Below are 12,883 nucleotides of genomic sequence, written 5' to 3' on the forward strand. Positions count from 1 at the left end.
GAGCGGTCGCTGGCGATCGGCACGCAGTACGGCAGCTACGGCGCCAAGCGCAGCACCTTCGACGCCACCGGGGCGCTCGACGAGAGCGGCCAGGTCCTCGCCCGCATCACCGGCGCGGTGGCGCGGCACGGCTACGGACAGGACGCTCCGGGCATCCACATGGTCGAGGCGGGGCACCCGGTCCCCGACGAGGCCGGCATCGCCGCGACCCAGGAGGCCCTGCGGCTCGCCACCGAGGCCGGCCCGGACGACGAGGTGCTGGTGCTCCTGTCCGGCGGCGGCTCCGCCAACTGGATCGCGCCGGCCGGGGACATGACCCTGGCCGAGAAGCAGGCGATCACCCGGGCGATGCTCCGCTCCGGCGCCCCGATCGGCGAGATCAACACCGTCCGCAAGCACATCTCGCGGATCAAAGGCGGCCGGCTCGCCATGGCCGCCCGCAACGCCCGGCGGATCCTGACGCTCGCCATCTCGGACGTGCCGTTCGACGATCCGGCGGTGATCGCCTCGGGCCCGACCGTGCCCGATCCCTCGACCCTGGCGGATGCCCGCGCCATCTGCGAGCGCCGGGGCATCCCGCTGCCGGAGACGGCCGTCCGGCTCCTGAACGACCCGAACAACGAAACCCCCAAGGCCGGAGATCCCGCCTTCGCCCGGGCCGAGTACCGCATCATCGCCCGGCCGATCGACGCCCTGGAGGCGGCCGCCCAGGCGGCCCGGGACGCGGGCTACGAGCCGATCATGCTGGGCGCCGACCTCGAAGGCGAGGCCCGGGAGGTCGCGGCCGTGCACGCGAGCGAGGCCAAGCGCTACAAGGCGGCCGGGCAGCGCGTCGCGCTGATCTCGGGGGGTGAACTCACCGTCACCATCCGGGGCGAGGGCCATGGCGGCCCGAACCAGGAATACGCCCTGGCCCTGGCCGTGGCCCTCGACGGTGAGCCCGGCATCTCCGGGATCAGTGCCGACACCGACGGCACCGACGGCGGGCGCGGCCTCGCCACCGATCCGGCCGGCGGCCTGGTCGACCCGACGACCCTCGAGCGCGCCCGCGCCGCCGGCCTCGACCCGGCCGCGATGCTGGAGCAGAACGATTCGACCGCGTTCTTCGCGGCCCTTGGCGACCTCGTGAACCCCGGTCCGACGCGTACCAATGTCAACGATTGCCGCATCATCCTCGTCGGGTAGGTCTTTGAGGGGGGCGACCGGTTCGCCGGCCGCCGTGCCGGTGATCCTGGGGCTCGGCATCGCGCTCTTCGGCGCCGGCCCCGCGAAGGCCGACCTGCGTCTGTGCAACCAGACCGCCAGCAAGGTCGGCATCTCGCTCGGTTACCGGGACCCGCAGGGCTGGGTCACGGAGGGCTGGTGGGACCTGGCCCCGAAAGCCTGCGAGACGCTCCTGAAGGGGGCGCTGGCGGCGCGGTTCTATTACGTGTTCGCGGTCGACTACACCCGCGGCGGCGAGTGGAGCGGGCGCTCGCTGATGTGCACCCGCGACTCGGAGTTCACGATCCGCGGGGTCGAGGATTGCCTGGCTCGCGGCTACGACCGGAACGGCTTCTTCGAGGTCGATACGGGCGAGCAGAAGAGCTGGACGATCCAGCTCACCGATCCCAACCGGGCGGACGCGCCGGCCAAGCCTTGAGGATGCCGTCGCGCCCTTGACGCTGCCCCGGGCGGGATGCCTACACCCGCACCCAACGAACCGACGCCGTCCGGGGCCGACCCCGAGACGAGCGCTGCGGAATACCCGGAGGATCCAGCTTGAAACGCTCGCGCCGTACAAAAATCGTCGCCACCCTCGGGCCGGCCTCGGACTCGCCGGAGATGATCGAACGCCTGTTCCGGGCGGGCGTGGACGTGTTCCGGCTCAACATGAGCCACCTGCCGCGCGAGAAGCTGCCCGAGAAGGTCGAGGTGATCCGCGCGATCGAGCGCGAGGCCAAGCACCCGATCGGCATCCTGGTCGACCTGCAGGGTCCCAAGCTCCGGCTCGGCACCTTCGCGGAGGGCGCCGTGATGATCGAGACCGGCGCGACTTTCGTGCTCGACGGAGACCCCACGCCCGGCGATGCCAGCCGCTGCCACCTGCCGCATCCGGAGATCCTGGAGGCCCTGGAAGCCGGCCACGCGATCCTGCTCGACGACGGCAAGCTACGGCTGACCGTGCTGGAGACCTCGGAGAACCGGGCCGTCACCCGGGTCGAGGTCGGCGGGAAGATCTCGAACCGCAAGGGCGTGTCGCTGCCCCACACGGTGATCCCGGTGCCGGCGATGACCGAGAAGGACCGGGCCGACCTCGATGCCGGCCTCAACGCCGGGGCCGACTGGATCGCCGTCTCCTTCGTCCAGCGGCCCGAGGACGTGGCCGAGGTCAAGAAGGTCTGCGCCGGGCGTGCCCTGGTGATGGCCAAGATCGAGAAGCCGCAGGCCCTGACCCGGCTCGACGAGATCATCGAGATCTCGGACGGCCTGATGGTCGCCCGCGGCGATCTTGGCGTGGAGATGCCGCTGGAGCAGGTGCCCGGCGTGCAGAAGCGGATCACCCGCAGCGCCCGGCGCTTCGGCAAACCCGTGGTGGTGGCGACCCAGATGCTCGAATCGATGATCACGGCGCCGGTCCCGACCCGCGCCGAGGTCTCGGACGTGGCCACCGCGGTCTACGAGGGCGCGGACGCCGTGATGCTGTCCGCCGAAAGCGCTTCCGGCGCGTTCCCGGTTGGGGCCGTGGAGACCATGAACCGCATCGCCGAGCAGGTGGAGCGCGACTCGGTCTACTGGTCGATCATCCGGGCGCAGAGCGCGACGCCGGACGAGACCGCCGCCGACGCGATCGCGGCGGCCGCCCACCAGATGGTGGACGCGCTCAACCTCGACGCGATCATGGCCTGGACCAATTCGGGCTCGACGGCCCTGCGGCTGTCGCGCGAGCGCCCGAACGCCACGGTCATCGCCCTCACGCCCCGGCGGGAGACCGCCCGGCGCCTGGCGCTCGCCTGGGGCACACACCCGATCGTCACGAAGGATGCCAGCGACGTGGACGACATGTCGTTCCGCGCCGCCAAGTTCGCCGTGCGCGAAAAATTCGCCGCGGTGGGGGACCGGGTCATCGTGGTGGCGGGCCTGCCGTTCGGCACCCCCGGGGCCACGAACCTCGTGCGGCTCACCTTCATCACCCGGGAGCACGCCGAGAAGGCGTGAGACCTAATCCTTGAGCAGCGGTGCAGCCTCGCGCCGTTGCTCGCTCGCGAACCGGACGATCTCATCGGTCACGCGCTCCGCCGCCACGAAGTGGAGCATGTGACCGATCCCGGGCAGCAGCACGAGCCGGGCCCCGGGAATCGCCTTCGCCAGCGGCACCGCCTGGCTCTCGCTGCGGACGATCGGGTCCGCATCGCCGGAGATCACCAGGGTCGGGACGCGCAGGTCTCCGTAGCGAGGGCCCTGCGCCGCGAGCGCGGCTGGCAGGCCGACGAGATCCTGGACGTTGGCGAGCAGCGTCCCGGGTCTCAGCACGAGGGAGGCCCGGACCAGCTCCGGGTATCCGGGTGTCTCCGTCTGGGGCAGGAAGACCCGCTTGGCCGTTTCGGGAAGAAAATATTGGGCGGCCGGCGGCCCGATCGTGCGGCTGAGAAGCCAGGCCACGGGCGGCTTGATGGCCAGACGCCAGTACCAGGGCAGGACCAGCATCCGCGACGGCATCGGCATCGCGACCGGTGCGGCCAGGACGAGGCCCGAGACCTGCGCCGGATGGTCGAGGGCGAGCGCCAGGGCCAGGGCGCCGGCCCAGGAATGCCCGAACACCAGCGCCGGGCCGACGCCCATCCGGTCGAGCGCCTCCGCGATGATCCGGGCCTGGATCGCGGGCGCCGCCGCCTCGCCGCCGTCGATCCGGTCGCTCCACCCGAAGCCCGGCCGGTCGAAGGCGATCACCCGATAGCCAGCCGCCGCGAGCCGGCGGCCGATGCCCTCCATCGGATCGGACGCGTTGGCCGAGGCGCCGTGCAGCAGAACCACCGGCCGGCCGTTCGCCGGACCGGCCTGGATCGTCGCCAGACGCCCACTGGCGACCTCGACGAAGGGTCCCGCGGGCGGATTCGCGGCCCCGATCTTCAGGTCGATCACGAGGCTCGCGACCGCGCCCAGGCCGAGAACCAGACCCAGGACCGCGAAGGGGAGGGCGAGGAGCGTGAGGAGCAGTCCGGCCACGCGGCTCACAGGTCGCGGCCGTCAACCTCCGGGGCCAGGCGGTCGACCGCCTCGCCGATCTTCTCCATCTTCGGATAGAGCGCCCGCGCCCGGCGAAAGGCTGCGAGAGCCCGGGCCTTGTCATCGAGGGATTCGTAGATCCGGCCCATGGCGGCCCAGGCCTCGAAATGGCGCGGCTCCAGCACCAGGGCCCGGCGCAGGTCGGCGATGGCGTCGTCCTTGTCGGTCAGGAGCCAGAACACCGTGGCGCGGCGGTTCCACCCCTCCGACCAGTTCGGCTCCAGGGCGGTGACCCGGTCCATCAGCTCGGCCGCCAGGGGGAAGTCGTGGGCCGAGACGGCCTGTCGGGCGCGATCGGTGAGCAGGTCCGCGGTCGGGCTGCCGGACGCGTCGAGACGGCGCTCGATGAGCTTCGCGATGCCCTTCGCCTCGGCCGGATCCTCGCTGGCGCGCAGGCGAGCGAACAGGTCGTCGAGGCTGACCGGCTTCGGCGCCGGCTTGGCCTCGGGCGCCGACTTGACCTCCGGCGCGGCACGGCCGGGCCGTATCGTATCGGGGGCTGCGGCGGCGGGCGCCACGGCCAGAACCGGCAGGCAGACCAGGGCGGCGATGAAGCGTGTCGGCATGATGTCGGCAGAGTGTGCGCCGGTATCGCGCTCGTCAACGTGCCGCGGTGCCGCGCACGCGAAAGCAGCCGCGGCCCGGCCGGGCGCGGCTGCTTTCGCTTGACGACATCCAACTTCCCGAACGACCGGTCGCGGCCCGCCGGGAAGTCGCTCCGATGCCCGGCCGGAGCCGGGCAGACGGCCTCAGCCCTGGCGGGCCTTGAAGCGCTTCTGGGTCTTGTTGATCACGTAGACCCGGCCCTTGCGGCGCACGAGCTGGTTGTCGCGGTGACGGCCGCGCAGGGACTTGAGGGAATTACGGATCTTCATCGGTTTCTCGAGCCCGGGTGGGGCCGTCCATTCACGGGGGATCGGGAACGTGTCAGCGAGGCGGGACGCGGGGTCGCGTCCAGCGATCACGGGGCACGCATCGCGGGATGGCGCCGCCATATCAGGATTCGCCACCGCAAGGCAAGGCGTAGCAGGCACGGCGTCGCAGGCGCGGTGCCTCAGTGGACGCTGTCGGTCGCCAGGACGGCGGGGCTTTCGACCAGCTGGCGCCCGATCTCGTGCAGCAGCGCGTCCATCAGGGGCTTCAGCCGCTCGAAATCCGACTCGCCCAGGCCCTCGGCCACATTGAACAGCGCCAGCGCCAGCTCGGCGACCCGGTCGATCCCGCCCCCGGGGGCATCGATCGCGCAGAAGGTGGATTCATCGAGGAAGCCGTCGCGGCTGCTTTCGGTCACGTCGATGACGATGCCGCGGGCCTCGCTGACGATCCCGTCCGGGCTCGTCACGAAGCGGCCGCGCGCCAGGACCCAGCGGACGTCGTCAGGCGCCAGCACTGTGCGGTACTGGGCGACGTAGAGCCCGCCATGACGCTGGAGGTTCTTCACGATGGCGCCGACCCGCTGCCGGTCCTGCGGATGGACGCGATCGAAGAACAGCGCGTAGGTCGTGCCGTGGCCCGTGGCCGAGCGGGGGATGCCGAGCATCGTCGCGGCGACGGAATCGCAGCGCACGACATCGTCGGCGATCCGCCACTCCCAGGTCCCGACATTCGACGCCGCGAGGGCGCGGGCGACGATGTCCGTGTCCTGCCGCCGCGCGCGCGCATCCAAGCCCACCGATCACGCTCCGAAACAGAGAGGAAGTCCACGTCCGCGCACGCGGTAGAAGTCCTTGTCCGCGCTCGCTGTATCTGGTCGACTCACTAGCCCGGCGCACCGGCCGGCACAACGCAAACGAACCCGCGGGCCTGTCCAATCCCCGCCCATCGGTCGGGCCGGTTCAGGGGCGGGCATAGCCGCCCGCGAGCTGGCCCTTGCCGACAACCCGCCCGCGCATCGCGTCCAGCAAAGCGCCCCGGCCGGGGCTGTCGGGCAGGTCCAGCGCGCTCTCGACGGCGTAGATCTGGAACAGGTAGGCGTGGCGTCCATGGCCGCTCGGCGGATCGGGCGGCAGCCATGCCGGCCGCAGGAAGCTGTTCTTCCCGAGGCTCATGCGGGCCCCCGGCCGGTCGGGGCTCGCCAGCGCCCCCTCGTCGAGGCTGTCGTCGGAGGGCGGAACATTCCACACGATCAGGTGAACGAGCGGCTGCGGCGTGGGGCTGCCGGCATCCTCGACCAGCAGGACGAGCGTGCCGGTCCCCTCGGGCACGCCGCTCCAGGCCAGGGACGGCGAGAGGCCAGGCCCATCCGCGGTGAAGCGTGCGGGAATCTCGGCACCGTCCGCGAAGGCGGGGCTCGACAGCGTCAGCGTCTCCGGGACGTCGGCGAAATCCGCGTGGTAGGCGGTCTTCTCCATCCCGGCCTTCAGGCCGGACAGGGCCGCGCCGAGCGCGTGGGGAATCTTCTCGAGCATGGTTCGGGTCTCCGCTGCGGTCTCAACCGCGAACGGGGGCTCCGGTTCAGGCGCGGCGCTCGGCCGCGACCATGTAGTTCACCGCCTTGTCCCGGCTGGTGCGCCAGCCGTCGGTGAGGGGATTGTAGGCGACGCCGGTCGTGTCGGTGACGTCGAGGCCGCCCGCCTGGATGGCGCGGCGGAATTCCTCGGGCGTCACGAACTTCTCCCAATCGTGCGTGCCCCGCGGCAGCCAGCCCAGCACGTACTCGGCGCCGACGATGGCGAGCCCGAACGAGCGCAGGGTCCGGTTGAGGGTCGCGCCGAACAGCATGCCGCCGGGCTTCACGGCGGCGCAGGCGGTCCGCACGAAGGCGGGCATGTCGGAGACGTGCTCCACCACCTCCATGATCAGCACCGCGTCGAAGCTCTGGCCGGACGCGACCACCGCCTCGATGGTCTCGCCGCGGTAATCCACCGGCACGCCGCCGGCCTCGGCGTGGGCGCGGGCCACGGCGATGTTCTGTTCCGCGGGATCGAGGCCGGTCACCGTAGCGCCGAGCCGGGCCAGGGGCTCCGACAGCACGCCGCCGCCGCAGCCGACATCGCACAGCGTCAGGCCGTCCAGGGGGAACGGCGCCTGCGGATCCCGGCCGAACCGGCGGCAGAGCGCGTCGCGGATGTAGGCCAGGCGCACCGGGTTGAAGCGGTGCAGCACCCGCATCGGCCCGGCCTCGTCCCACCAGGTCGCGGCGAGCGCGTCGAAGCGCGCGACCTCGCCGCGATCGACGAAGCCGTCCGTCCCGGGGTTCGTGGCTGCCCTGTCCATGCGCGATCCGTTCCGTCGAGGCCGGCTAGTCCAGCCCCTCGGCCCGGACGCCCGGCCGGCGCCGGGCGATCCGGGTCGGGACGGCCGACACGGCATATCAGGGCCGCCATAGCACGGCTGCCCCGGGGCCGTCGCCGCGGCGCGCCGGCACCACCCTTCGCAGGTTCCATGCTTGGCCGGTTGTTGACACCTCAACGAGCCGCTTGTACCCGCCGGGCACTGTCCGGGACCCGCCAGCGCGGTCCGTCCCCAGTCACCGCCGGGAACCCGCGAAGAACCATCATGCCCCGTCTGGTGATGAAATTCGGCGGCACCTCCGTCGCCACGGTCGACCGCATCCGCAACGTGGCCCGCCACGTCGCCCGCGAGGTCGCGGCCGGCTACGAGGTCGCCGTGATCGTGTCGGCCATGTCCGGCAAAACCAACGAACTGGTCGAGTGGGTCAAGGACGCCAACCCGCTCTACGACCCGCGCGAGTACGACGCCGTCGTGGCCTCGGGCGAGCTGGTCACCGCGGGCCTCCTGGCGGTCGCCCTGCAGAAGGACGGCCTCAAGGCCCGCTCCTGGCAGGGCTGGCAGATCCCCGTGCTGACCTCGGACGCGCACGGCTCGGCCCGCATTGCCGAGATCGACCCGAAGAACCTTGAAGCGGGCTTCGCCAAGGGCGAGGTCGCGGTGATCGCCGGCTTCCAGGGCATCCATGCCGAGACCGGCCGGGTGACCACCCTCGGGCGCGGCGGCTCGGACACCTCGGCGGTGGCCGTGGCGGCTGCGATCCAGGCCGAGCGCTGCGACATCTACACGGACGTGGACGGGGTCTACACCACCGATCCGCGCATCGTGCCGAAGGCCCGTCGCATGGAGCGCGTGACCTTCGAGGAAATGCTGGAGATGGCGTCGCTCGGCGCCAAGGTCCTGCAGGTCCGCTCCGTGGAACTCGCCATGGTCCACCGGGTGCCGACCACGGTCCGGTCCTCCTTCGATCCGCCGGACGCCGCGCGCCCGGGCACCCTCATCTGCGACGAGGACGACATCGTGGAACAGCAGATCATCACCGGGATCGCGTTCTCCCGGGACGAGGCGCAGATCACCCTGCGCCGGGTCAAGGACAGCCCCGGCGTGGCCGCCGCCATCTTCGGGCCGCTGGCCGACGCGAACATCAACGTCGACATGATCATCCAGACCGTGTCGGGGGACCAGTCGACCACCGACATGACCTTCACGGTGCCGGCCGCCGAGTACGATCGCACCCGCGCGATCCTCGACCAGGCGAGCCCGCAGATCGGCTACGCGCAGATCGAGGGGGCCACCGACGTAGTCAAGGTCTCTGCGATCGGCGTCGGGATGCGCAGCCACGCGGGCGTCGCGGCGAAGGCGTTCCGGGCTCTGGCCGAGAAGGGCATCAACATCCGCGCGATCACCACGTCGGAGATCAAGTTCTCCGTGCTGATCGATGCGGCCTATACGGAGCTTGCCGTGCGCACGCTCCACTCGCTATACGGCCTGGATCAGGCCTGAGCCTGGGAGGGTCTCGATGAGAGCGCCCACGGCCTGACCGGAACGTCGGTTCGATGGACGAGGGCGCGCTGAAACAAGAGATCGGATCAGGGGTTGGAACCAAGTCCACTCGCGGGGCGAGCGTTCGGGGTCTCATCAGCGGATCGGGTGTCTTGAGCTAGAACAGTCACGGGCCTTTCCGCCGAACCCGGAGATCTTCCGGGGGCTCGCGGCGCGGTCCATCCGGCGCCGGACGTTTCCCAGTCGGCGCCAAGGTTGCAGGGTGGTCGACGCCAGGGCCGCTCGCCGACGTTGGAACGACGAATCGATGCCCGCTGCGCCCGGAGGCCCGCGCCTGCTGCTGCGCCGCCTCCGCGAAGCGATGGCGGAGCCGGTCAGCCCCCAGGCACGCCTCGACCGCATCGTCGTCCTGATCGCCGCCAACGTGGTGGCCGAGGTCTGCTCGGTCTACGTCCTGCGGGACGACAACACCCTCGAACTGTTCGCCACCGAGGGCCTGAACCGCGAGGCGGTCCACCAGACGCGCATGCACGCCGACGAGGGCCTCGTCGGCCTGATCGCCCGGACTGCCGAACCGCTCTCCCTCTCGGATGCGCAGAACCACCCGGCCTTCTCCTATCGGCCGGAGACCGGCGAGGAGGCGTATCACGCCTTCCTGGGCGTGCCCCTGCTGCGGGCCGGCAACACGCTCGGCGTGCTCACCGTCCAGAACCAGACCTACCGGGTCTATTCCGAGGAGGAGATCGAGGCGCTCCAGACCACCGCGATGGTGCTCTCGGAGATGATCGCCTCGGGCGAGTTGGAGGGCCTGGCGCCGGATGCCGGCACCGCCGCCCGCCGACCGGTCGTCGCCCGCGGCATCGCGCTGGCGGACGGCATCGGGCTCGGCCACGTCGTGCTCCACGAGCCGCGCGTCGTGGTGAAGACGCTGATCGCCGAGAACGTCGAGCGCGAGGTCGCGCGGCTCGACGCGGCGATCGAGGAGGTCCGCTCCGCCATCGACGCGCTGGTCGAGCGCGGCGACCGGATCGGCACCGCCGAATCGCGCGAGGTGCTGGAGACCGTCCGGATGTTCGCCCACGACAAGGGCTGGCTCCGGCGGATGCGGGAGGCCGTGGCGTCCGGATTGACCGCCGAGGCCGCCGTCGAGCGGGTGCAGTCGGACAACCGCGCCCGGATGATGCGCCAGGCGGACCCGTACCTGCGCGAGCGCCTGCACGACCTCGATGACCTCGCCAACCGGCTGCTGCGCACCTTGATCGGTCCGGAGGCCGGCGGAGCCGTCATCCTGCCCGAGAACGCCATCCTGGTGGCGCGCACCATGGGGCCGGCCGCGCTCCTCGACTACGATTCCTCGACGCTGCGCGGCATCGTCCTGGAAGAGGGCGGTCCCACCAGCCACGTCGCCATCGTGGCCCGGGCGCTCGGGATCCCGGCGGTGGGCGAGGTCGAGAACGCCTCCGCCCTGTGCGATGCCGGCGACGCCATCATCGTCGACGGCGTGGCCGGCGAGATCCATGTCCGGCCCGGCCCGGAGGTCGAGGCGGCCTATGCCGAGATGGTGCGGCTGCGCGCCCGCCGGCAGGAGCAGTACCGGGCCCTGCGCGACGTCCCGGCCCAGACCCGGGACGGGGTCCGCGTCGGCCTGCAGCTGAATGCCGGACTGCTCGTCGATTTCAGCCACCTGCACGAGACCGGCGCCGAGGGCGTCGGCCTGTTCCGCACCGAATTGCAGTTCATGGTCGCCCAACGCATGCCGTCGGCCGCGGAGCAGCAGGAACTCTACCGCAAGGTGTTCGCGGCCTCCGCCGGCAAGCCCGTGACGGTCCGCACCCTCGATATCGGCGGCGACAAGATCCTGCCGTACATGGCCAAGCTCGAGGAGGAGAACCCGGCGCTCGGCTGGCGGGCGATCCGCATCGGGCTCGACCGGCCCGCCCTGTTGCGGATGCAGCTGCGCGCGCTTCTGAAGGCCGCCGACGGCGACCCGCTCAAGATCATGTTCCCGATGGTCGCCACCGTGGACGAGTTCGTCCGCGCCCGCGGCATCGTGGAACGCGAGAAGGCCTATCTGCGCCGCCACGGCTACACGCTCCCCACCGAGTGCCGGCTGGGCGCGATGGTCGAGGTGCCCTCGCTGTTGTTCCAGATCGACGAGATCGCCAAGGAGGCCGACTTCCTCTCCGTCGGCTCGAACGACCTGATGCAGTTCCTGTTCGCGGTCGACCGCGAGAACCGCCGGGTCGCCGACCGGTTCGACCCGCTCTGCGTCGCGGCCCTGCGGGCGTTCCGGCTGATCGCCGAGCGGGCCAACGCGGCCGGTTGCCCGGTGACGGTCTGCGGCGAGATCGGCGGCCGGCCGCTCGACGCGATGGCGCTGATCGGCCTCGGCTACCGCAGCCTGTCGATGTCGCCGGCCGCCATCGGCCCGGTGAAGGCGATGGTGCTCAGCCTCGATGCGGCCGCCGTTTCGGAGCTGATCGACGCCGAGATGGTCCGGATGCACGACGGCGATTCCCTGCGCCCGGCACTCACCGCCTTCGCACACGCCCACGGCGTCCCTATCTAACCCGCGATGCCGCTCTTGCCGAAGGTTCGGCCGGGGTTGTACGGCACAGCCACGACGCTTCCCGTCGATGCGCTGCGGCTTCCGCGCTCGAAGGGAGGCGGCGTGGGGTGGGACCCTGTCTTGCCGCGTCGGTCAGCCTTACGATCCCGCGCTCCGACCCCTGAGACGAGACCACGCCCGGCCTGGAACGTCGTGCGCCGAAACCTGCAGAAACACGGGCGATGATCCCCTTTCCCACCGAGCGCCTCGACGCCATCCTGGCGCGCCACGAATTCGTCACCGCGCAGCTCGCCACCGGCGAAGGCGAATCCGAGACCGTGATCCAGCTCTCCCGGGAGTTGTCCGATCTCGATCCCGTGGTGGATGCGATCCACACCTACCGGTCGGCCCTCGCGAACCTGGCGGGCCTGGAGGCGATGATCGACGAGCCGGGCACCGATCCGGAGATGCGCGCCCTGGCGGCCGAGGAGAAGCCGGAGGCCCAGGCACAGCTCGAAGGCGCCTATCGGGCGTTGCAGCTCATCCTGCTGCCCAAGGATGCCGCCGACGAGAAGAGCGCGATCCTGGAAGTCCGCGCCGGCACCGGCGGCGACGAGGCGGCGCTGTTCGCCGGCGACCTGTTCCGGATGTACGCGAAATACGCCGAGTCGAAGGGCTGGCGGGTCGAGGTGATCTCGGAGAGCGAGGGCACCGTGGGCGGTTTCCGCGAGGTCGTGGCCGAGGTGAAGGGCAAGGGCGTGTTCGCGCGCCTGAAGTTCGAGAGCGGCGCGCACCGCGTGCAGCGGGTGCCGAACACCGAGACGCAGGGGCGCATCCACACCTCGGCGGCCACCGTGGCGGTGCTGCCGGAGGCCGAGGAGGTCGACATCGTCGTCAACGACGCCGACCTGAAGATCGATACGATGCGGGCCCAGGGCGCCGGCGGCCAGCACGTCAACAAGACGGAATCGGCGATCCGCATCACTCACCTGCCCACCGGCATCGTAGTCTTCGTCCAGGAGGAGCGGTCGCAGCACAAGAACCGCGCCCGGGCGATGTCGCTGCTGCGCGCCCGGCTCTACGACGCCGAGCGGACCGCCAAGGATTCCGCCCGGGCCGCCGACCGGCGGGCGCAGGTCGGCTCCGGCGACCGCAGCGAGCGCATCCGCACCTACAATTTCCCACAAGGGCGGGTGACCGACCACCGCATCAACCTGACCCTCTACAAGCTGGAGGAGGTCATGGCCGGCACTGCGCTGGACGAGGTCGTGGACGCGCTCATCACCGAGCATCAGGCCGAGTTGCTGGCCGCCGAAGGCATGGCCTGAGCGGCGG

Annotated in this window: 12 protein-coding genes; 6 read left to right on the top strand and 6 right to left on the bottom strand. The window is 71.2% G+C overall.

The window, feature by feature from the left end:
- The 3 genes from FV233_RS16015 to pyk all read left to right on the top strand — a co-directional run.
- A partial coding sequence (locus tag FV233_RS16015; RefSeq protein ID WP_246690000.1) for a glycerate kinase occupies positions 1–1,185 on the top strand: 1,185 nt, incomplete at its 5' end.
- Between the two features lie 46 nt (positions 1,186–1,231).
- Positions 1,232–1,642, top strand: coding sequence for a DUF1036 domain-containing protein (locus FV233_RS16020; protein WP_147854296.1), 411 nt, complete (start codon positions 1,232–1,234; stop codon positions 1,640–1,642).
- Positions 1,643–1,761: 119 nt separating this feature from the next.
- Positions 1,762–3,198, top strand: a complete 1,437-nt coding sequence (pyk, locus tag FV233_RS16025; protein ID WP_147854294.1) for a pyruvate kinase — start codon at positions 1,762–1,764, stop codon at positions 3,196–3,198.
- A gap of 3 nt (positions 3,199–3,201) precedes the next feature.
- On the opposite strand, the gene FV233_RS16030 is transcribed toward pyk, so the two are convergent.
- The 6 genes from FV233_RS16030 to ubiG all read right to left on the bottom strand — a co-directional run bounded on the left by FV233_RS16030 (position 3,202) and on the right by ubiG (position 7,482).
- Positions 3,202–4,215, bottom strand: a complete 1,014-nt coding sequence (locus tag FV233_RS16030; RefSeq protein ID WP_147854293.1) for an alpha/beta hydrolase — start codon at positions 4,213–4,215, stop codon at positions 3,202–3,204.
- Positions 4,212–4,832, bottom strand: a complete 621-nt coding sequence (locus FV233_RS16035; RefSeq protein ID WP_187277679.1) for a tetratricopeptide repeat protein — start codon at positions 4,830–4,832, stop codon at positions 4,212–4,214. Before FV233_RS16035 ends, FV233_RS16030 begins: the two co-directional genes overlap by 4 nt.
- 183 nt (positions 4,833–5,015) lie before the next feature.
- A complete protein-coding gene (gene ykgO / locus FV233_RS16040) occupies positions 5,016–5,141 on the bottom strand; it encodes a type B 50S ribosomal protein L36 (RefSeq protein ID WP_003601867.1) in 126 nt (41 codons plus the stop codon).
- 179 nt (positions 5,142–5,320) lie between these two features.
- The gene (locus tag FV233_RS16045) at positions 5,321–5,938 is read right to left on the bottom strand and encodes a PAS domain-containing protein (RefSeq protein WP_147854291.1); all 618 of its coding nucleotides are present in this window, start codon (positions 5,936–5,938) and stop codon (positions 5,321–5,323) included.
- Between the two features lie 163 nt (positions 5,939–6,101).
- Complete coding sequence (locus tag FV233_RS16050; protein ID WP_147854290.1) at positions 6,102–6,674, bottom strand: YbhB/YbcL family Raf kinase inhibitor-like protein; 573 nt, start codon at positions 6,672–6,674, stop codon at positions 6,102–6,104.
- Positions 6,675–6,720: 46 nt separating this feature from the next.
- Complete coding sequence (gene ubiG, locus FV233_RS16055) at positions 6,721–7,482, bottom strand: bifunctional 2-polyprenyl-6-hydroxyphenol methylase/3-demethylubiquinol 3-O-methyltransferase UbiG (protein ID WP_147854289.1); 762 nt, start codon at positions 7,480–7,482, stop codon at positions 6,721–6,723.
- 282 nt (positions 7,483–7,764) lie between these two features.
- Between ubiG and FV233_RS16060 the strand changes: the two genes are divergently transcribed.
- The 3 genes from FV233_RS16060 (at position 7,765) to prfA (ending at position 12,876) form a co-directional block, all read left to right on the top strand.
- On the top strand, positions 7,765–9,000 hold the full coding sequence (locus FV233_RS16060; RefSeq protein ID WP_147854288.1) for an aspartate kinase: 1,236 nt from the start codon (positions 7,765–7,767) through the stop codon (positions 8,998–9,000).
- Between the two features lie 307 nt (positions 9,001–9,307).
- The gene (gene ptsP / locus FV233_RS16065; protein ID WP_147854287.1) at positions 9,308–11,569 is read left to right on the top strand and encodes a phosphoenolpyruvate--protein phosphotransferase; all 2,262 of its coding nucleotides are present in this window, start codon (positions 9,308–9,310) and stop codon (positions 11,567–11,569) included.
- A 221-nt stretch (positions 11,570–11,790) separates the two neighbouring features.
- A complete protein-coding gene (gene prfA / locus FV233_RS16070) occupies positions 11,791–12,876 on the top strand; it encodes a peptide chain release factor 1 (protein WP_147854286.1) in 1,086 nt (361 codons plus the stop codon).
- The last annotated feature ends 7 nt before the right edge of the window (positions 12,877–12,883 follow it).

This window comes from Methylobacterium sp. WL7, assembly GCF_008040085.1.
Lineage (GTDB): Bacteria > Pseudomonadota > Alphaproteobacteria > Rhizobiales > Beijerinckiaceae > Methylobacterium > Methylobacterium mesophilicum.